This window comes from Pseudomonas emilianonis (genome assembly GCF_023072625.1).
Lineage (GTDB): Bacteria > Pseudomonadota > Gammaproteobacteria > Pseudomonadales > Pseudomonadaceae > Aquipseudomonas > Aquipseudomonas paraveronii.
The window spans coordinates 1-20,161 of record NZ_JAKNRV010000063.1; the positions used below are offsets into that span (position 1 = coordinate 1).

The 20,161-nt window shown below is 61.1% G+C and carries 19 protein-coding genes; 9 read left to right on the forward strand and 10 right to left on the reverse strand.

Going from position 1 to position 20,161, the window contains the following annotated elements; translation table 11 throughout:
• On the forward strand, window positions 1–372 hold a 372-nt coding region (ubiT, locus tag L9Z73_RS09575; protein WP_247399327.1), incomplete at its 5' end, for a ubiquinone anaerobic biosynthesis accessory factor UbiT.
• 49 nt (window positions 373–421) lie between these two features.
• Here ubiT and L9Z73_RS09580 read toward each other — a convergent pair.
• The 7 genes from L9Z73_RS09580 to gloB all read right to left on the reverse strand — a co-directional run bounded on the left by L9Z73_RS09580 (window position 422) and on the right by gloB (window position 10,271).
• Window positions 422–2,026 (reverse strand): ABC transporter ATP-binding protein, encoded by a 1,605-nt coding sequence (locus L9Z73_RS09580; RefSeq protein ID WP_247399331.1) that lies wholly within the window; start codon window positions 2,024–2,026, stop codon window positions 422–424.
• Window position 2,027: 1 nt separating this feature from the next.
• Window positions 2,028–3,047 carry an ABC transporter permease gene (locus tag L9Z73_RS09585; RefSeq protein WP_247399334.1) on the reverse strand — a complete coding sequence of 340 codons (1,020 nt, stop codon included), beginning with the start codon at window positions 3,045–3,047 and terminating at the stop codon, window positions 2,028–2,030.
• 1 nt (window position 3,048) lies between these two features.
• Window positions 3,049–4,122: a microcin C ABC transporter permease YejB gene (locus L9Z73_RS09590; RefSeq protein WP_247399336.1), complete on the reverse strand. Its 1,074-nt coding sequence runs from the start codon at window positions 4,120–4,122 to the stop codon at window positions 3,049–3,051.
• Complete coding sequence (locus tag L9Z73_RS09595) at window positions 4,123–5,955, reverse strand: extracellular solute-binding protein (protein WP_247399339.1); 1,833 nt, start codon at window positions 5,953–5,955, stop codon at window positions 4,123–4,125. It lies immediately after the preceding gene.
• The gene (locus L9Z73_RS09600) at window positions 5,952–7,781 is read right to left on the reverse strand and encodes an extracellular solute-binding protein (protein ID WP_247399342.1); all 1,830 of its coding nucleotides are present in this window, start codon (window positions 7,779–7,781) and stop codon (window positions 5,952–5,954) included. The genes L9Z73_RS09595 and L9Z73_RS09600 overlap by 4 nt, the downstream gene beginning before the upstream one ends.
• A 211-nt stretch (window positions 7,782–7,992) precedes the next feature.
• The gene (locus L9Z73_RS09605; protein ID WP_247399344.1) at window positions 7,993–9,405 is read right to left on the reverse strand and encodes a lytic transglycosylase domain-containing protein; all 1,413 of its coding nucleotides are present in this window, start codon (window positions 9,403–9,405) and stop codon (window positions 7,993–7,995) included.
• 98 nt (window positions 9,406–9,503) lie between these two features.
• The gene (gene gloB, locus L9Z73_RS09610; RefSeq protein ID WP_247399348.1) at window positions 9,504–10,271 is read right to left on the reverse strand and encodes a hydroxyacylglutathione hydrolase; all 768 of its coding nucleotides are present in this window, start codon (window positions 10,269–10,271) and stop codon (window positions 9,504–9,506) included.
• 65 nt (window positions 10,272–10,336) lie between these two features.
• Between gloB and L9Z73_RS09615 the strand changes: the two genes are divergently transcribed.
• The 5 genes from L9Z73_RS09615 to L9Z73_RS09635 all read left to right on the forward strand — a co-directional run bounded on the left by L9Z73_RS09615 (window position 10,337) and on the right by L9Z73_RS09635 (window position 15,493).
• On the forward strand, window positions 10,337–11,095 hold the full coding sequence (locus tag L9Z73_RS09615) for a class I SAM-dependent methyltransferase (protein WP_247399351.1): 759 nt from the start codon (window positions 10,337–10,339) through the stop codon (window positions 11,093–11,095).
• 87 nt (window positions 11,096–11,182) lie between these two features.
• Window positions 11,183–11,635, forward strand: a complete 453-nt coding sequence (gene rnhA, locus L9Z73_RS09620; RefSeq protein WP_069075857.1) for a ribonuclease HI — start codon at window positions 11,183–11,185, stop codon at window positions 11,633–11,635.
• Between the two features lie 69 nt (window positions 11,636–11,704).
• Window positions 11,705–12,445 carry a DNA polymerase III subunit epsilon gene (dnaQ, locus tag L9Z73_RS09625; protein WP_247399390.1) on the forward strand — a complete coding sequence of 247 codons (741 nt, stop codon included), beginning with the start codon at window positions 11,705–11,707 and terminating at the stop codon, window positions 12,443–12,445.
• 202 nt (window positions 12,446–12,647) lie between these two features.
• A complete protein-coding gene (locus L9Z73_RS09630) occupies window positions 12,648–14,903 on the forward strand; it encodes an Orn/Lys/Arg decarboxylase N-terminal domain-containing protein (RefSeq protein ID WP_247399368.1) in 2,256 nt (751 codons plus the stop codon).
• Window positions 14,904–14,923: 20 nt separating this feature from the next.
• The gene (locus L9Z73_RS09635) at window positions 14,924–15,493 is read left to right on the forward strand and encodes a GNAT family N-acetyltransferase (protein ID WP_247399393.1); all 570 of its coding nucleotides are present in this window, start codon (window positions 14,924–14,926) and stop codon (window positions 15,491–15,493) included.
• Between the two features lie 5 nt (window positions 15,494–15,498).
• Here L9Z73_RS09635 and L9Z73_RS09640 read toward each other — a convergent pair whose 3' ends face one another.
• Window positions 15,499–16,392, reverse strand: coding sequence for a LysR substrate-binding domain-containing protein (locus tag L9Z73_RS09640; RefSeq protein ID WP_247399373.1), 894 nt, complete (start codon window positions 16,390–16,392; stop codon window positions 15,499–15,501).
• A 150-nt stretch (window positions 16,393–16,542) separates the two neighbouring features.
• Here L9Z73_RS09640 and gspG point away from each other — a divergent pair, with 150 nt between their 5' ends.
• Both gspG and L9Z73_RS09650 read left to right on the forward strand, forming a co-directional pair.
• Window positions 16,543–16,989: a type II secretion system major pseudopilin GspG gene (gene gspG, locus L9Z73_RS09645; RefSeq protein WP_247399376.1), complete on the forward strand. Its 447-nt coding sequence runs from the start codon at window positions 16,543–16,545 to the stop codon at window positions 16,987–16,989.
• Between the two features lie 103 nt (window positions 16,990–17,092).
• Window positions 17,093–17,437, forward strand: coding sequence for a hypothetical protein (locus L9Z73_RS09650; RefSeq protein ID WP_247399379.1), 345 nt, complete (start codon window positions 17,093–17,095; stop codon window positions 17,435–17,437).
• Between the two features lie 63 nt (window positions 17,438–17,500).
• Here L9Z73_RS09650 and L9Z73_RS09655 read toward each other — a convergent pair whose 3' ends face one another.
• Window positions 17,501–17,737 carry a hypothetical protein gene (locus L9Z73_RS09655; protein WP_247399382.1) on the reverse strand — a complete coding sequence of 79 codons (237 nt, stop codon included), beginning with the start codon at window positions 17,735–17,737 and terminating at the stop codon, window positions 17,501–17,503.
• A 227-nt stretch (window positions 17,738–17,964) separates the two neighbouring features.
• On the opposite strand from L9Z73_RS09655, the gene L9Z73_RS09660 reads away from it, so the two are divergent.
• Complete coding sequence (locus L9Z73_RS09660) at window positions 17,965–18,522, forward strand: NADPH-dependent FMN reductase (RefSeq protein ID WP_247399385.1); 558 nt, start codon at window positions 17,965–17,967, stop codon at window positions 18,520–18,522.
• Window positions 18,523–18,626: 104 nt separating this feature from the next.
• Here the strand turns inward: L9Z73_RS09660 and poxB are convergent.
• A partial coding sequence (gene poxB / locus L9Z73_RS09665; protein WP_247399388.1) for a ubiquinone-dependent pyruvate dehydrogenase occupies window positions 18,627–20,161 on the reverse strand: 1,535 nt, incomplete at its 5' end.

The following is a 20,161-nucleotide window of genomic DNA, read 5'->3' on the forward strand; positions in this document are numbered from 1 at the left end:
CAAGGCCTCAACCGCTGCTTGGCCGAGCCGTTGCGCGACGGCGGCTTCGACCTGCTGCGCGGGCGCTGGATGTGCTTGCGCATCCCGGATCTCGGGCTGTGCTGGTACCTGACCCTGGCACGGGACGGTTTGCGCCTCGCCGAAAAAGCCGAGGCCCAGGTGACGATCAGTGGTAACTGGCGGGAGTTCTTGTTGCTGGCCAGTCGGCAGGAAGACCCGGACACCTTGTTCTTCCGGCGTCGCTTGGTGATTGAAGGCGATACGGAGTTGGGGCTGGGCTTGAAGAACCTGATCGACAGCCTCGACTCCGATGTGCTGCCGCCTTGGTTGTGGCGCAACCTGGAGCGGGCAGGGCGCGGGCTGGCGGCCTGACGCGAGTGACCTATCCCTTCGCAACGAGCGGATAGGTCACTGCCACGCGCTAAGGCGTCGGCACCAGAAACGCTGCCTCCAGCAACTGCCGGGTATAGGCATGCTGCGGGTTGGCGAAAATCGCCGGCGCATCGCCCTGTTCCACCACCTGCCCGTGCTTGACCACCATCAACTGGTGACTCAGCGCTTTCACCACGGCCAGGTCATGGCTGATGAACAGATAGGTCAGGTTGTACTTGGTCTGCAAACTGCGCAGCAGCTCCACCACTTGGCGCTGTACCGTGCGGTCGAGCGCCGAGGTCGGCTCGTCGAGCAGAATCAGGCGCGGCTTGAGTACCAGGGCGCGGGCAATGGCGATGCGTTGGCGCTGGCCGCCGGAGAACTCGTGGGGGTAGCGATGCCGCGACTGCGGGTCGAGGCCGACTTCCTTGAGCGCCGCGATAATCGCCGCTTCCTGCTCCGCCGGGCTGCCCATCTTGTGGATACGCAGGCCTTCGCCGACGATCTCGCTGACACACATGCGCGGGCTGAGGCTGCCGAACGGGTCCTGGAACACCACCTGCATTTCCCGGCGCAACGGGCGCACCTGTTGCTGGGTCAGGCGGTCGAGTTGCTGGCCTTCGAAGCGAATCCCGCCTTTGCTGGCGATCAGACGCAGGATCGCCAGGCCGAGGGTGGACTTGCCCGAGCCGCTTTCGCCGACGATGCCCAGGGTTTGCCCCTGGGGCAGGCTGAAATTGATGCCGTCCACCGCCTTGACGTAATCGACGGTGTTGCGCAGAAAGCCTTTCTTGATCGGAAACCAGACTTTCAAATCATCGACTTCCAGCAACGGCGGCCCGACTGCCGTGTCGGCCGGCCCACCGCTGGGTTCGGCCGCGAGCAGTTCCTGGGTGTAAGGGTGCTGCGGCGACTGGAACAAGGTTTCGCAATCGGCTTGTTCGACGATGCAACCCTGCTGCATCACGCACACCCGGTGGGCAATGCGCCGCACCAGGTTCAAGTCGTGGCTGATCAGCAGCAACGCCATGCCCAGGCGCGCCTGCAGTTCCTTGAGCAGTTCGAGGATCTTCAACTGCACCGTCACGTCGAGGGCGGTGGTCGGTTCATCGGCGATCAACAGCTCCGGCTCGTTGGCCAGGGCCATGGCGATCATCACCCGTTGGCGCTGGCCGCCGGACAGTTCGTGGGGCAGCGCCTTGAGGCGTTTATGCGGCTCGGGAATGCCCACCAGTTCGAGCAACTCCAGGGTGCGTCGGGTCGCGACTTTACCGGTCAGCCCTTTGTGCAGGCCGAGCACTTCGTTGATCTGCTTCTCGATGCAGTGCAGCGGGTTCAACGAGGTCATCGGCTCCTGGAAGATCATCGCAATGCGGTTGCCGCGAATATGCCGGATGGTTTTTTCTTTGAGGGTCAGCAGGTCCTGGCCGGCGTACTCGATGGTGCCGGCGGGGTGCCGCGCCAAGGGGTAGGGCAGCAGGCGCAGGATCGAGTGGGCGGTCACCGATTTGCCGGAGCCGCTTTCGCCGACCAGCGCCAGGGTTTCGCCGCGCTTGATGTCGAAGCTGACGTTGTTCACCACGCGGTGGTGATGTTCGCCGGTGACGAACTCGACGCAGAGGTCGCGGACTTCGATCAGATTGTCCTGATTCATCTCATTTCCTCGGGTCGAAGGCATCGCGAGCGGACTCGCCGATAAACACCAGCAAGCTCAACATGATCGCCAGCACGGCGAAGGCACTCATGCCTAGCCACGGCGCTTGCAGGTTGGATTTGCCCTGGGCCACCAGCTCTCCCAGCGACGGCGAGCCCGCCGGCAGGCCGAAGCCGAGGAAGTCCAGGGCGGTCAGGGTGCCGATGGCGCCGGTGAGGATGAACGGCATGAAGGTCATGGTCGAGACCATGGCATTGGGCAGGATATGCCGGAACATGATCGCGACGTTCTGCATGCCCAGTGCCCTGGCCGCGCGCACGTATTCCAGGTTGCGCCCGCGCAGGAACTCGGCGCGGACCACGTCCACCAGGCTCATCCACGAGAACAGCAGCATGATCCCCAGCAGCCACCAGAAGTTGGGCTGTACGAAACTGGCGAGGATGATCAGCAGGTACAGCACCGGCAAGCCCGACCAGATCTCCAGGAAGCGTTGCCCGGCCAGGTCGACCCAGCCGCCATAAAAACCCTGCAGGGCACCGGCGATCACGCCGATGATCGAACTGAGCACGGTCAGGGTCAGGGCAAACAGCACCGACACACGGAAGCCATAGATCACCCGTGCCAAGACGTCGCGGCCCTGGTCATCGGTGCCCAGCAGGTTGACCGAAGACGGCGGCGCGGGGGCCGGCACCCTCAGGTCGTAGTTGATGCTCTGGTAGCTGAACGGGATCGGCGCCCACAGCGTCCAGGCGTCCTTGGCCTTGAGCAGTTCCTGGATATACGGGCTCTTGTAGTTGGCCTCCAGGGGAAATTCGCCGCCGAAGGTGGTTTCCGGGTAGCGCTTGAGCGCCGGGAAATACCAGTCACCGTCGTAATGCACCGCCAGCGGTTTGTCGTTGGCGATCAGCTCGGCGCCCAGGCTCAGGCCGAACAGGATCAGGAACAGCCACAGCGACCACCAGCCACGCTTGTTCGCCTTGAACCGTTCGAACCGGCGGCGATTGAGGGGGGACAGATTCATCTCAATGCTCCCGGCTGGCGAAGTCGATACGCGGATCGACCAGGGTGTAGGTGAGGTCACCGATCAGTTTCACCACCAACCCGAGCAGGGTGAAGATAAACAGCGTGCCGAACACCACCGGGTAATCGCGGTTGATCGCCGCTTCAAAGCTCATCAGGCCGAGGCCGTCGAGGGAGAAGATCACTTCCACCAGCAAGGACCCGGTGAAGAAAATCCCGATGAACGCCGAGGGGAAACCGGCGATCACCAGCAGCATGGCGTTGCGGAACACGTGGCCGTAGAGCACGCGGTGGTTGGTCAGGCCCTTGGCCTTGGCAGTGACCACGTACTGCTTGTTGATCTCGTCGAGAAAGCTGTTTTTGGTCAGCAGCGTCATGGTCGCGAAGTTGCCGATCACCAGCGCGGTGACGGGCAAGGCCAGGTGCCAGAAGTAGTCGAGGATCTTGCCGCCCCAGCTCAATTCATCGAAGTTGTTGGAGGTCAGCCCGCGCAAGGGGAACCAGTCGAAGTAACTGCCGCCGGCAAACACCACGATCAGCAGGATCGCGAACAGGAACGCCGGGATCGCGTAGCCGACGATGATCGCCGAGCTGGTCCATACGTCGAAGTGGCTGCCGTGTCGCGTGGCCTTGGCGATTCCCAGCGGGATCGAGACCAGGTACATGATCAGCGTGCTCCATAACCCGAGGGAGATGGACACCGGCATCTTTTCCTTGATCAGGTCGATGACCTTGGCGTCACGAAAGAAGCTGTTGCCAAAATCCAGTCGGGCGTAGTTCTTGACCATGATCCACAAGCGTTCCGGTGCCGACTTGTCGAAACCGTACATGGTTTCGATTTCCTTGATCAGCGCCGGGTCCAGGCCCTGGGCGCCACGGTAGCTGGAACCCGCCACCGCGACTTCGGCACCGCCGCCGGCAATGCGGCTGGTGGCGCCTTCGAAGCCTTCGAGTTTGGCGATCATCTGCTCCACCGGGCCACCGGGGGCGGCCTGGATGATGACGAAGTTGATCAGCAGAATCCCGAACAGCGTGGGGATGATCAGCAACAGGCGGCGAACAATATAGGCCAGCATTTAATCGCCTCCGCTCGCCGGGTCGGCGCTCGTGTCTAGGGTGATGGCAGGTTTCACGTCGGGTTTCGCCCACCAAGTGGCGGTGCCGACGTCATAGCGCGGTGGCACCTTCGGATGGCCGAGGTGGTCCCAGTACGCTATGCGGAAGGTCTTGATGTGCCAGTTGGGGATCACGTAGTAGCCAAATTGCAGCACGCGATCCAGGGCCTTGGCATGGGCGATCAGGCTTTGGCGTGAGTCGGCGTCGATCAGTTCCTCTACCAGTTGGTCGACGGCCGGGTCCTTGAGGCCCATGTAGTTGCGGCTGCCGGGTTTATCGGCGCTGGAGGACTTCCAGAATTCGCGTTGTTCGTTACCCGGCGAGGTCGACTGCGGGAAGCTGCCCACCAGCATGTCGAAATCCCGCGAGCGCAGGCGGTTGACGAATTGCGAGACGTCGACCCGGCGAATTACCAGGTCGATACCCAGGTCCGCCAGGTTGCGTTTGAAGGGCAGCAGGATACGTTCGAACTCGGTCTGCGCGAGCAGGAATTCGATGGTCACCGGTTTGCCGGTGGCGTCGACCATCTTGTCGTCGACGATGCGCCAGCCGGCCTCTTGCAACAGTTGGTAGGCCTCGCGCTGCTGGGTGCGGATCATGCCGCTGCCGTCGGTTTTGGACGGTGCAAAGGCCTGGGTGAAGACTTCGGCGGGGATCTTGTCGCGCAGCGGTTCGAGGATGGCCAACTCGTCCGGGCCGGGCAGGCCGGTGGCGGCCATTTCCGAGTTCTCGAAGTAGCTGCGGGTGCGGGTGTAGGCTCCGTTGAACAGCTGTTTGTTGCTCCACTCGAAATCCAGCAACAGGCTGATGGCCTTGCGCACGCGCACGTCCTGGAACATCGGCTTGCGCGTATTGAACACGAAACCCTGCATGCCGGTGGGGTTGCCGTTGGGGAGCTCTTCCTTGACCAGGCGCCCTTCGGCCACCGCCGGAATGTTATAGGCGTTGGCCCAGTTCTTCGCGCTGAATTCCAGCCAGTAGTCGAACTGCCCGGCCTTCAACGCTTCCAGGGATACCGTGCTGTCACGGTAATAGTCGGTGATGCGCTGATCGAAGTTGTAGAAGCCTTGGGTGACGGGCAGGTCCTTGGCCCAGTAGTCCTTGACCCGCTCGTAGCGAATCATGCGCCCGGCCTTGACCTCGGCCACCTTGTACGGCCCGCTGCCCAGCGGTATTTCCAGGTTGCCCTTGGTAAAGTCGCGGGTGGCCCACCAATGCTTGGGCAATACCGGCAATTGCCCGAGGATCAGCGGCAATTCGCGGTTGTTGGTGCGCTTGAATTTGAACAGCACCCGCAGCGGGTCTTCGGCCACCACTTCGTCGACGTCGGCGTAGTAGGTGCGGTAGAGCGGTGAGCCTTCCTTCATCAGCATCTGGAAGGTGAACACCACGTCTTCGGCCTGGATCGGGTGGCCATCGTGGAAGCGTGCTTCGGGGCGCAGGTAGAAGCGTACCCAGCTGTTGTCCGGGGCTTTTTCGATTTTGCCGGCCACCAGGCCGTATTCGGTGATGGGTTCGTCCAGGCTCTGCATGGCCAGGGTGTCGTAGATCAGGCTGATATTGTCCGCCGGCACGCCCTTGCTGATGTAGGGGTTGAGGCTGTCGAAACCGCCCATGCTCGACTCGCGAAAGGTGCCGCCCTTGGGGGCGTTGGGGTTGACGTAGTCGAAGTGCTTGAAGTTGGCGGGGTACTTGGGCGGCTCGTTGTAGAGGGTCAGCGCATGTTGCGGGGCGGCGTTGACCGCCGTGCATAGCAACAGACTGCCGAGCAGTGCAGTACGCAAAGACATCATTGGGCTTTCTCCGAAGCTTTCAGCCACCATGCGCTCAGGCCCAGGCTGTAGGGCGGCGTGGTGACAAAGGCGAACCGGTTGCGGTACGCCAAGCGATGATAGTTGAGGTACCAGTTGGGAATGCTGTAATGCTGCCACAGCAGGACCCGGTCCAGGGCCCGGCCGGCGGCCAGTTGTTCGTCGCGGGTCTGTGCCGCCAGCAGTTGTTCGAGCAGGTGGTCGACCACCGGATTGGCGATGCCGGCGTAGTTCTTGCTGCCCTTGATTGCCGCCTGGCTGGAGTGGAAGTACTGCCACTGCTCAAGGCCGGGGCTGAGGGTTTGGTTGAGGGTCATCAGGATCATGTCGAAATCGAACTGATCGAGGCGCTGTTTGTATTGCGCCCGGTCGACTGTGCGCAGGTGCGCGTCGATGCCGATACTGTTCAGGTTTTCCACATAGGGCTGCAGGATGCGCTCCAGGTTCGGGTTGACCAGCAGGATCTCGAAGCGCAGCGGTTGCCCGTCCTTGTTGAGCAGGCGTTGCCCGGACAGCTTCCAGCCGCCTTCGCCGAGCAGGGCCAGGGCGCGGCGCAGGGTCTCGCGGGGGATGCCGTGCCCGTCGGTCCGGGGCAGGCTGAACGGTTGGGTGTAGAGATTGGCCGGTAGTTGGTCGCGGTAGGGTGAGAGCATCAACCATTCATGGCCGACCGGGACGCCGGTCGCCGAAAATTCGCTGTTGGGGTAATAGCTCAAGGTGCGTTTATAGGCGCCGCTGAACAGGGTGCGGTTGGTCCATTCAAAGTCGAACATCAGCCCCAGGGCTTCGCGCACCTTGGCCTGACTGAAGGTCGGGCGCCGGGTGTTCATGAACAGGCCCTGGCTTTGGGTCGGGATCTGGTGGGCGATCTGCGCCTTGATCACATCGCCGCGGTTGATCGCCGGGAAGTTGTAGCCATTCGCCCAGTTCTTGGCCTGGTGCTCGATATAGATATCGAACTCGCCGGCCTTGAAGGCTTCGAAGGCGACGTCGCTGTCGCGGTAGAACTCCACTTCGACCTTGTCGTAATTATAAAAACCCTGGTTGACCGGCAGGCTCTTGCCCCAATAGTCCTTGACCCGCTCGAACACCAACTGCCGGCCAGGGGTGACTTTGCTGAGGCGATAGGGCCCGCTGCCCAGCGGTGGTTCGAAGGTGGTGGCCTTGAAATCGCGGTTTTTCCAGTAGTGCTGGGGCAGCACCGGCAGTTCGCCCAGGCGCAGGATCAGCAACGGGTTGCCGGCGCGCTTGAATACAAAACGGATACGGTGGCGGTTGAGAATGTCGACCCGCGCCACTTCCTGCAGGTTGGTGCGGTATTGCGGATGACCTTCGGTCAGCAGGGTGCGATAGGAAAACGCCACGTCATACGCGGTGATCGGCTTGCCATCGTGAAAGCGGGCTTCCGGGCGCAGGTTGAACACCACCCAACTGCGGTCCTCGCTGTACTCCACCGACTGGGCAATCAGCCCGTAGCTGGAGGTCGGCTCATCGCCGGACGGCGCGTACTGGCCGGTGCCGACCATCAACGGTTCGTTTAGCTCATTGACGCCATATTGCAGGAAGTTCGGCGTGGAAACCGGGCTTGAACCCTTGAAGGTATAGGGGTTGAGGGTGTCGAACGTGCCAAACGCCATAACCCGCAACGTCCCGCCTTTCGGCGCTGCAGGGTTTACCCAATCGAAGTGGGTGAATTTGGCCGGGTACTTGAGGGTGCCGAACTGCGCATAACCGTGGCTCTCGGTAATCGTCGCGTTCGCAGCAAAGCTCAAGGCCAGACTTATTAGTAGAAGGAGGGGACGCGTCAAGTCAGAGATCCGATCCAGGCAGCTTGGGCTTTATGATCGGTACAGTAACAGCTTGTTCCCGTTGGAAAAAGCCAGTTGGAATGATGGCGGTCCTATGTGGGAGGGGGCTTGCTCCCGATGGCGGTGCGTCAGTCAGCTTATGTACCGACTGATGCACCGCCATCGGGCGCAAGCCCCCTCCCACAACTGGCGCTCCAGTGTTCTTGCGGTGTCAGCGTGGCCCGGAAACCACCAGCATCTGCCCCGGCTTGAGCGCCATGCCAGTGCGTGGGTTCCAGCGCTTGAGATGTTGCATCTCAACGTTGAAACGCTTGGCGACGATATACAGCGAGTCGCCTTTCTTGACCTTGTACTGCACCGGTTTCTTGCTGTCGGCCTTGGCCACCAGCTTGCGCGTGTCCTGCATCACCAGGGTCTGGCCGACCTTGAGCGCCTGGCCGTTGAGCTTGTTCCAGCGTTGCAGGTCATGCACATCGACCTTGTTGGCCTTGGCGATCAGCGTCAGGTTGTCGCCGTTGCGCACCTTGTAGTTGCGGGTACGGCCAGCCACGGACCGGGTCTCGACTTCGTCGAATACCGGCTTTTTCGGACGCATTGCCAGCAATTCTTCAGGCTTCATCGCCGAAAGGCTGCTGGTCAACAGTTGTGCCTTGGAGCTGGGCACGAGCAAATGCTGGGGACCGTCCAGGGTGGTGCGTTGTTTCAGCGCCGGATTGAGCTGGAACAGTTCGTCTTCGTCGATCTCGGCCAATGCGGCGACCCGTGACAGGTCCATGCTTTGCTTGACTTCAACCATTTTGAAATACGGCGTGTTGGCAATCGGGTTCAGGTTGACGCCATAGGCTTCGGGGGCCAGCACTACCTGGGACAGCGCCAGGAACTTGGGCACGTAGTCCTTGGTTTCCTGGGGCAGGGGCAGGTTCCAGTAGTCGGTCGGCAGACCGAGCTTCTCGTTGCGTTCGATCGCCCGGCTTACCGTGCCTTCGCCGGCGTTATACGCTGCCAGGGCCAGCAGCCAGTCGCCGTTGAACATGTCATGCAGACGTGTCAGGTAGTCCAGGGCGGCGGTGGTGGAGGCGGTGATATCGCGACGACCGTCGTAGGCGCGGGTTTGGCGCAGGTTGAAGTAGCGCCCGGTGGAGGGAATGAACTGCCACAAGCCGACCGCATCGCTGCGCGAATAGGCCATTGGGTTATAGGCACTTTCAATCACCGGCAGCAGCGCCAGCTCCAGGGGCATGTTGCGTTCTTCAAGGCGTTCGACGATGTAATGAATGTAGAGGCTGCCGCGTTCGCCGGCGTTCTCCAGGAAGGACGGGTTGCTGGCGAACCACAGGCGCTGTTGCTCGATACGCGGGTTGACGCCGACGCCGTCCTGCAATTGAAAGCCCCGACGCATGCGTTCCCAGACATCCTGGGGGGCTTCGGGGCTCGGCTTCTCTGAGAGCCAAATAGGTTTTTGCTTGATCTTGGCAACAAGATTCGGTTTGGGTTGCACGGTGGATTGTGCAGCGAAATTTGTCGATTGGCAGCCCGCCAGAGTCGCGGAGACAGCCACCGCCACGGCTTGAGCCAGGCGGGTCAATGCGTCTGAATGATTGGATTTACGAGTAGATGACGACATTGGCTGGAAGTAAGTTCCGGGCAAAAATGTCGGGCGATTCTAGAAAGCGCTTTGGTTCCGGTCAACCATTCAGAAATTTCGTATCAGACTGCGTCACGTTAGAACTTATCTTTCCAAGCCCTCAAGCTAGCAAATACCTCGGCTCCAGAGCGGTTGTCGCGGCCATTCCGTTCGTCAGCTTTTTGTTTAACGGATGTTTCAGCGGTACGCAGGAACGGGTTGGTGCGCTTTTCCAGGGCCAGGTTGGAAGGCAGCGTGATCTCGCCACGGGCGCGCAGTTGGTTGACGTTTTCCACCCGTTCGGCGATATCGGCGTTGTCCGGTTCCACCGCCTGGGCAAACCTGAGATTGCTCTGTGTGTATTCATGGGTGCAGTACACCAGGGTGTCGGCCGGCAGGGCGGCCAGGCGTTGCAGCGAGGTGTACATTTGCGCTGGCGTGCCTTCGAACAGGCGGCCGCAACCGGCGGCGAAGAGGGTGTCGCCGCAGAACAGCACGCCCTGGTGATAGAAGGCGAGATGGCCGAGGGTATGGCCGGGGACGGCGTACACGGCGAAGTCCCAGCCCAGCACAGTGATGCGGTCGTTGTCCTGCAGCGCGACGTCCCGCGCCGGGATCGTTTCGTTGGCCGGGCCATAGACCTTGGCGCCGGTCACACGTTTCAGCGCTTCGACGCCGCCCACATGATCATGATGGTGGTGAGTGATGAGGATGTCGCTGAGCGTCCACTCCGGGTTCTGCTCGAGCCAGGTCAGCACGGGGGCCGCATCGCCGGGGTCGACCACGGCGCAGCGGCGGGTTTGGGGCTCCTGTAACAACCAGATGTAGTTATCGGTGAAGGCGGGCAGGGCACTGATCTGTATCATTCTTCGATTCGCCAAGCTGAACACATTGGTGCATCTTAGAACGTCTAGGCGAGTTGGAGAATGCAATGACTGATAAAGCGTTCGCCCAGGCCGATCCTGAATGGCTGGCCCTGATCAGCGCAGCCCGTGACTGGCTGTCCGGGCCGATCGGGCAATTTTTGCTGGATGAAGAACGGAGCATGCTCGAAGACGAGCTGGGCCGGTTCTTTGGCGGTTACCTGGTGCATTACGGTCCGTCGGCCCAGACGCCGCCGTCCGCGCCGCAGGTGCAGCGCAATGTGCGCCTGGGCGCGCCGTTGCCGGGGGTGGAGATCGTCTGCGAAGAACAGGCCTGGCCGTTGAGCGAGCACGCTGCCGATGTGGTGGTGCTGCAGCATGGCCTGGATTTCTGCCTGTCACCCCACGGTTTGTTGCGCGAAGCTGCCAGCAGCGTGCGCCCAGGTGGCCATTTGCTGATTGTCGGCATCAACCCCTGGAGCAGTTGGGGCCTGCGCCATGTGTTCGCCCATGACGGCCTGCGCCAGGCCCGTTGCATCTCGCCGTCGCGGGTGGGGGACTGGCTCAACCTGCTGGGCTTCGCACTGGAGAAACGCCGCTTCGGGTGCTATCGTCCGCCGCTCGCGTCGACCAAGTGGCAGGGCCGTCTGGCCGGCTGGGAGCGTCGAGCGGGGGCCTGGCAACTGTCGGGTGGCGGCTTCTATTTACTGGTTGCACGCAAGATCGTGGTCGGGCTGCGGCCCGTGCGTCAGGTGCTACGCCAGCCCATGGGCAAGCTGGTGCCGATGCCGATGGCCAAGGTCAACCGCAAGCAAAGCGAACCGTAGAACCCTCTTTTTGATTTAAGGCCGAATCATTCGGCCTCGGGATGCTGTCGGCCTATGCCCGGCGACCCGTTTTGATGGATGCAACCGATGACCGATAGCGTTGAACTCTTCACCGATGGCGCCTGCAAAGGCAACCCTGGCCCCGGCGGCTGGGGCGCCTTGCTGGTGTGCAAGGGCGTGGAGAAGGAACTATGGGGCGGCGAAGCCAACACCACCAACAACCGCATGGAACTGATGGGCGCCATTCGCGGCCTGGAAGAGCTCAAGCGGCGTTGCGACGTGCTGCTGGTGACCGACTCGCAATACGTGATGAAGGGCATCAACGAGTGGATGGTCAACTGGAAGAAGCGCGGCTGGAAGACGGCGGCCAAGGAGCCGGTCAAGAACGCCGACCTGTGGCAACTGCTCGATGAGCAATGCAATCGCCATAACATCACCTGGAAATGGGTGCGCGGGCACATCGGCCACCACGGCAACGAGCGCGCCGACCAGTTGGCCAACCGTGGCGTCGACGAAGTGCGGGGCTACAAGCAGAGCTGATGCCGGCTGACGTGTTAAGATTGCGCCCCTTGAAATACACACACCGTTGAGAGCTGAACCCTGATGGCCATCCGATCTGTTGTACTCGATACCGAAACCACCGGCATGCCGGTGACCGATGGCCACCGGATCATTGAAATCGGCTGCGTCGAACTGATGGGGCGTCGCCTCACCGGCCGTCACTTCCACGTCTACCTGCAACCGGACCGCGAAAGTGATGAGGGCGCCATCGGCGTCCACGGTATCACCGACGAATTCCTCAAAGGCAAGCCGCGCTTCGCTGAAGTCGCCGACGAGTTCTTCGAATTCATCAACGGCGCGCAGTTGATCATCCATAACGCGGCGTTCGACATCGGCTTCATCAATAACGAGTTTGCCCTGATGGGGCAGACGGATCGCGCGAATATTTCCCAGCACTGCTCGATCCTCGACACCTTGATGATGGCCCGTGAGCGTCACCCGGGCCAGCGCAACAGCCTGGATGCCTTGTGCAAACGCTACGGCGTCGACAACTCAGGCCGTGAGCTGCACGGCGCGTTGCTCGACTCCGAGATCCTGGCCGACGTTTACCTGACCATGACCGGCGGGCAGACCAGCCTGTCCCTGGCCGGCAACGCCTCCGACGGTGCCGGTTCGGCGGAAGGTTCGGGTAATCGCCCTTCGGAAATCCGTCGTCTGCCGGCTGATCGCAAACCGGCGCCGATCATCCGCGCCAGCGAGCAGGACCTGGCTGAGCATGCAGCGCGTCTGGAAGCGATTGCCAAATCGGCGGGTGCGCCGGCGTTGTGGACCCAACTGACCCAGCAATAATCTGGCTGAGCGCAGTCAAACAATGTGGGAGGGGGCTTGCTCCCGATAGCGGCGTGCCAGTCGACATTGATGCCGCAGATCCACCGCTATTGGGAGCAAGCCCCCTCCCACATTCGAGAGTTGCTGCTTTCAAAATCTTCATTCGCCACATCCGCTTACAGCTTCTACCCTGAGTGCATCACCCTCAGGACTAAAAGCACTCATGTACAAAGACCTGAAGTTCCCCATCCTTATCGTGCATCGCGACATCAAGGCCGACACCGTTGCCGGCGACCGGGTCCGAGGTATCGCTCAAGAGCTGGAACAAGAGGGCTTCGGTATCTTTTCTGCGGTGGACTACGCCGAAGGCCGGCTGGTGGCCTCCACCCACCATGGCCTGGCGTGCATGTTGATCGCCGCCGAAGGCGCCGGGGAAAACACGCATCTGCTGCAAAACATGGTCGAACTGATCCGACTGGCGCGTCTTAGGGCGCCCAACCTGCCGATTTTTGCCTTGGGTGAACAAGTCACCCTGGAAAACGCCCCCGCCGATGCGATGAGCGAACTCAACCAACTGCGCGGCATTCTTTACCTGTTCGAAGACACTGTGCCGTTTCTTGCCAGACAAGTTGCCCGCGCCGCACGCACTTACCTCGATGGCTTGTTGCCGCCCTTCTTCAAAGCCCTGGTTCAACACACCGCCGACTCCAATTACTCCTGGCACACGCCCGGTCACGGTGGTGGCGTGGCCTATCGCAAAAGCCCGGTGGGGCAGGCGTTTCATCAGTTTTTCGGGGAAAATACGCTGCGCTCCGACCTGTCCGTTTCTGTGCCGGAGTTGGGCTCGCTGCTCGATCACACCGGGCCGCTGGCCGAAGCAGAAGCGCGCGCCGCGCGTAATTTTGGCGCCGATCACACCTTCTTTGTGATCAATGGCACCTCGACCGCCAACAAGATCGTCTGGCACTCGATGGTCGGTCGTGATGACTTGGTGCTGGTCGACCGCAACTGCCACAAGTCGGTGCTGCACTCGATCATCATGACCGGCGCGATCCCGCTGTACCTGTGCCCGGAGCGCAATGAATTGGGCATCATCGGCCCGATCCCCCTCAGCGAATTCAGCCCCGCGTCGATCCGCGCCAAGATCGAGGCCAGCCCGCTGACCCGTGGCCGGCCGGCGAAAGTGAAGCTGGCGGTGGTCACCAACTCCACCTACGACGGCCTGTGTTACAACGCCGAGCTGATCAAGCAGCAATTGGGCAACAGTGTCGAGGTGCTGCACTTTGACGAAGCCTGGTATGCCTACGCGGCGTTCCACGAATTCTTCGCCGGGCGCTATGGCATGTGCACTTCACGCACGCCGGACAGCCCGCTGGTGTTCACCACGCATTCCACGCACAAGTTGCTGGCGGCGTTCAGCCAGGCGTCGATGATTCATGTACAGGACGGCGGCGCGCGGCAGTTGGATCGCGATCGGTTCAACGAAGCGTTCATGATGCATATCTCTACCTCGCCGCAATACAGCATCATCGCCTCGCTGGACGTGGCTTCGGCGATGATGGAAGGCCCGGCGGGACGCTCTCTTTTGCAGGAAATGTTCGACGAAGCCTTGAGCTTCCGCCGCGCCCTGGCCAACCTGCGCCAGCACATCGCCGCCGAGGATTGGTGGTTTTCCATCTGGCAGCCGCCGTCCGTGGCCGGCATCGACCGGGTCGTCACGGCAGATTGGCTGTTGCAGCCGCAGGATGACTGGCATGGCTTTGGCGACATAGTCGAAGATTACGTGCTGCTGGACCCGATCAAAGTCACGTTGGTGATGCCTGGCCTCAGTGCTGGCGGCGCGTTGAGCGACTGCGGGATTCCTGCTGCGGTGGTCAGCAAATTCCTCTGGGAGCGTGGTCTGGTGGTGGAAAAGACCGGGCTTTATTCGTTCCTCGTGCTGTTTTCCATGGGGATCACCAAAGGCAAATGGAGTACCTTGCTCACCGAGTTGCTGGAATTCAAGCGCAACTACGACGCCAACGTCAGCCTCGCCAGTTGCCTGCCCTCGGTATTCGCCCAGGGCCCGGCGCGCTATCAAGGGCTGGGGCTGCGCGACCTGTGCGATCAATTGCATAGCTGCTACCGTAGCAACGCCACCGCCAAACACCTCAAGCGGATGTACACCGTTTTGCCCGAAATTGCGATGAAACCGGCCGACGCCTATGACCAATTGGTCAGGGGGGAAGTGGAGGCGGTGCCCATCGATGCCTTGCCTGGGCGCATCGCCGCCGTGATGCTGGTGCCTTATCCTCCGGGCATTCCGTTGATCATGCCGGGTGAGCGCTTTACCCAGTCAACGCGTTCGATCATCGACTACCTGGCGTTTGCCCGCACTTTCGATAGCAGTTTCCCCGGTTTTGTCGCGGATGTTCATGGGTTGCAACACGAAGATGACGGCAGTGGTCGTTGTTACACCGTCGATTGCATTAAGGGTTAAGGATGTTTATGCAAGCTGTAATGAACCCGAAGTATCCAGGGCTCAGTGTGCGGGTCGCCGACGAGGGCTTCGACGCTTACGTGTGGGGCAATGATTTCAGTTTTGAGGTCAGCGCCTATGGCGTGCCGGAGATGGGCAAGCGGGTCGAACAGTGGCCCGTTGAGCGCATCCTGCCCTATCGTAAGTGCTACGGCATCGACCCGGAGGAGTTCGCCAGTTTTCGCGACGCGCCCGACAGCGCGATCTTCATGGCCTTTCTCGACGATCGACCGGTCGGGCATGTCGTGGTGAGTACCAATTGGAACGGTTTCGCGCACGTTGACGAGCTGGCCGTGGCGTTGCCCGCGCGCCGTCATGGCGTGGCCAAGGCGCTGTTGGACGTGGCGCAGTTCTGGAGTCGCAAGAAAAACCTGACGGGCATGATGCTGGAGACCCAGAACAACAACCTCGGCGCCTGCCGTCTGTATGAGCGTTGCGGGTATGTAATGGGCGGGATCGATCACCTGCGCTATCGCGGGATCGACCCGCAAACCCGCGAGGTGGCGATTTTCTGGTATCGCTTGTTCAAGACGGAAGTCGAAGCGGTCTGACGCGTTCAGCTCGCCAGCAGGCCTTCAGCTTTCTGCGTGACAATCTCCAGCAGCGCATTCAATGCCGGTGACGTCACGCCGTCCCTGAGGGTCAGCGCATACAGGCTGACCATGATCGGCGGCGATACCGGGCACGCGTCCAGCCCCGCCTCCCGGGCGCCGAACGCGGTGAACGGGTCGACAATCGCCAAACCTTCACCGGCCTCCACCATGCTGCGCATCATCTGGTAGGTCTGCACCCGCGTCTGCACCACCGGCAGCGGGCGCAGGGCTTGCAGCTTGGCGTCGAGCAGGCGACTGAGCGGGTCTTGGCCCTCCAGCCCGATCATCGACTGCCCGGCCAGGTCCTGCAGGGCGATGTACTTCTGCTTGGGTTTGAGCCAGCCATGGGGCGCGAGCAATTGCAGTTTGCCCTGGGCCAATACGCTGCTTTGGATCTGCGGATGTTCCGGGTCATGCAGGCTCAGGCCCACATCGGCCTCGTGCAGCAACAGGCTCCTGACGATCTCGCGGGTCGGCTGGCTCGACAGGTTGCACGGCGTGTCCTGGAAGCGTCGGCGCAGCACGGCAATGCTGTGTGGCAGCAGTTGATTGGCCAGGGGCGGCGTACACAGGGCACGCAGGGTTGGCGCGTGATGGTGTTTCAGGCGACTGGCCAAGCGTTGCACCGGCTCCAGCGCTTCATACACATGGGCGATTTGCGCTTGCAACTCCAGGGTCTCCCTGGTCGGTTGCAAGCGTCCGCGCACGCTGGCGAACAACATAAAACCCAATTGCTGCTCGGCGTCCTTGAGCGCCGCGTCCACATCGCCCACGGGGAGTTGCAACCATTCGGCGGCCGTGCCGAGGTGTCCGGTCTGCAAGATGGCCTGAATCACTTCGATATGACGTAAACGCATGGCCGGAGTCTAGGGTCAGCAGGGCCGGGATTCAATGGCTTGGGGAAAAACAAGGAGTGTTGATTCGCGTCGACGAACGTTGGTCTTGCGCAACTGCAACAAGCAGGTCATATAAAGAGCGTATCAACCGAGAGACAAGGGGGGCTCAGAATGCCTGTACCAATCGCAGTCGATCACATGCGTACCCAAGGCGGCTTTACGCGGTGGGCAGTGCTGGTGGTGCTTGTCATCATCGGCTTGTTGGCCCTGGCGGTGGGGCCGCGGCTGTTTGGTGATATGGCCCTGACAGAAATAGCCACGGCCAAGGCCCAGGTCGCCTTGCTGGGCAAGGCCGTCGAGCAGTTCCATCAAGACACTGGCCGGTATCCGACTGATGAGGAAGGCCTGGGCGCATTGATCAAGCCGCCTGCCGCCGACGCGAAATGGAAGGGTCCCTACATCAACGAGGAACTGCTGACCGATCCCTGGGGAGTTGCCTATCAGTATCAGTATCCGCCGAGCCAGCCCCAGGTCCCGTTCGACCTATTCTCTTTCGGCAAGGACCGGACGTTGGGCGGTGTCGGGGATAACAAGGATATTGCCTACGGAGACAACTGATTCATCTGGTATTACCCATCGACCTGATTAGAATGGCTCGTCTGATCATCAATGACCAATGCCGGTTACCCGGCACTTACAACAAAAACAGGTCTGGTCTCAAATGCCGATGCCCACGAAACTTTTCCGGGTAACGGCCAGGCAACTGCTGGTCCTGGTGACCGTGGGGTGCGTGGCCGCTTATCTCTTGAGCAATCCCGACGACACTGCGCCCGAAAACCTCGCACTCGATGCGTTCATCCGTTCCCAGGAACAGGTGGGCGAGCAGGTGGGTACGGTATTGGGCATCACGCTGGTCAGGCAGGTGGTGGCGTATCCCGCGTATGGTACGCCGGGGTACAAGCGCTTGATGTATGCCGTAGAGGGCGAGAAGGGGCGACTGATGGTCACGCTCAAACAGATTGAAGGGGACCCGGGGATTGAAGTGACGGAGGTTCGCCGTCCGTGATCGCCCGGCCCAGTCAATGCCGTCAATGGCCAGGACTGAGCTGGTACGCTTGGGAGATCAAGCTTATTGCGCGCGGATGGTTTCCGATTCGCGGACGATAATGGTCCCCGACTGAATCAATCTGAATTCATCGCCGTCCAGTTTTTCTACACGGTCGCCAATGGCCAGCTTGTAGGTTGTGGTGGGCGCCGAGCCAGCCAGGCCGTCTAACGGTGGGATGGATTCCTGGAACTCATGCACCGAATAAACGCGACCTTCCGCGTCTCTGGCATGGAACTGTCCGACAAGTACTGCTGCCATCTGTTTAGAACCTCTGGAGATAAACACTCGATTTGCGGTTCTGTAGACCGTCATGGAGCGGGGTAGTTTACCTATGGAAAAAAAATACTATTCTCTGAAGTTTTCAGACGCTTCCTACGCAGGTGATCGCGAGGCAGACGCCGGGGTGGATATCAGAACCTTCTGGTGAACACGTCGCGAAGTCTTTATAACTACAAGCTCCTTTAGTCAGACGTCGGGAAACCTCAATGAGCAAGGTCTACACGATTGCCGTCCTGGTTGGCAGCTTGAGAAAAGAGTCGATCAACCGCAAGGTCGCCCTGGCATTGGCCGAACTGGCCCCCGCCAACCTCACATTGAACATTGTCGAAATTGGCGATTTGCCGCTCTACAACGAGGACATCGACGGGGCATCGCCGCCCGCAGCCTACAGTACTTTCCGTCAACAAGTGCGGTCATCCGACGCAGTGCTGTTCGTGACCCCGGAATACAACCGCTCCGTGCCCGCCCCGCTGAAGAATGCCATCGATGTGGGCTCGCGCCCTTACGGGCAAAGCGCCTGGAGTGGCAAGCCGGGGGCGATCATCAGTGTCTCGCCGGGGGCGATTGGCGGCTTTGGCGCCAACCACCATCTGCGCCAGTCCCTGGTGTTCCTCGATGTGCCGTGCATGCAGCAGCCTGAAGCCTATCTGGGTGGCGCGGGCAGTGTGTTTGATGAGGCCGGCAAACTGTCGGAGAAGACCAAACCATTTCTACAGGCGTTTATCGACGCCTACGGCAAGTGGGTTGAAAAACAGCACGGCTGATCGTTGATGTGGGAGCGGGCTTGCCTGCGATCGCGGTGTATCAGTGGAAAGTATCTCCGCTGAATCGGCGCAGTCGTGAGCGAGCCCATCACCCTATCTTCACATCAGCGCAACCAGTTGGTACGCGCCAACTCGATCACTTCATCCCCGCGCCCGCTCATCACCGCCTTGAGCATGTACAGACTGAAACCCTTGGCCTGCTCCAGCTTGATGCTGGGTGGCATCACCAGTTCCTGGGTCGCCGTCACCACGTCTACCAGCACCGGGCCGTCATGGGCCAGGGCGCGGCGCAGGGCCGGTTCAAGGTCTTCGGATTGCTCCACGCGAATCCCCAGGATGCCCATCGCATTGGACATCGCCGCGAAATCCGGGTTTTTTAGCTCGGTGCCGGTGTCAAGGTAGCCGGCAGCTTTCATTTCCATGGCGACAAAGCCGAGTGACGCGTTATCGAACACGATGACTTTCACCGGCAGTTTCAACTGCGCGAGCGAGATGAAATCCCCCATCAACATGGTAAAACCGCCGTCGCCGGACATCGAAATGACCTGCCGCCCAGGGAAGGCCGCCTGCGCGCCGATGGCCTGGGGCATGGCATTGGCCATCGAGCCGTGGTTGAACGAGCCGATCAGGCGGCGCTTACCATTCATCTTCAGGTAGCGTGCGGCCCATACGGTGGGCGAGCCCACGTCGGCGGTGAAGATCGCGTCGTCGTCGGCCAGTTCGCTGAGCAAGCGCGCCACGTACTGCGGGTGAATCGGTCGGTTGGCCTTTGACGGTTGTGCCAGGTCGTCGAGGCCCTGGCGGGCTTTCTGGTAGTGCTCCAAGGACGTTTCGAGGAAGCTGCGGTCGGTCTTGCGGGTCAGGCGCGGCAGGAGTGCATCGAGGGTCTCGCTCACGTCAGCGGCGATGCCCAGGTCCAGGGTGGCGCGCCGGCCCAGCGCCTGGGGGTTGCGATCGACCTGGATGATCTTCGCGTCGGTGGGGTAGAACTGGCGATAAGGGAAGTCAGTGCCGAGCATGATCAGCGTGTCGCAATTGAGCATGGCGTGGTAACCGGAGCTGAAACCGATCAGACCGGTCATGCCCACGTCGAACGGGTTGTCCCATTCCACATGCTCCTTGCCGCGCAAGGCGTGTACCACCGGCGCGCCCAAGGCATCCGCCAGGGCCACCACTTGGGCGTGGGCGCCGGCGCAACCGCTGCCGCACAACAGGGTGGTTTTCTGGCTGCTGTTAAGGATTTCTCGCAGGCGTTGCAGGTCCTGTTCTGCCGGCAGGGTGCGCGGCGCATGCAGGGGCGGCCAGGGTTTGAGCGTGTCTTCCACTTCCAGCAGCGACACATCCCCAGGGATCACTACTACCGCCACGCCGCGGTTGAGGATCGCCGAGCGCATGGCCCGATGCAACACCTGGGGCATCTGCTCGGGGTTGGTCACCAGTTCGATAAAGTGGCTGCACTCCTTGAACAGTTCCTGGGGATGGGTTTCCTGGAAGTAGTTCAGGCCGATTTCGGAAGACGGGATTTGTGCGGCGATGGCCAGCACCGGCACGTGGTTGCGATGGCAATCGAACAGGCCGTTGATCAAGTGCAGATTGCCCGGCCCGCAGCTGCCGGCGCACACCGTCAACTCGCCGGTGG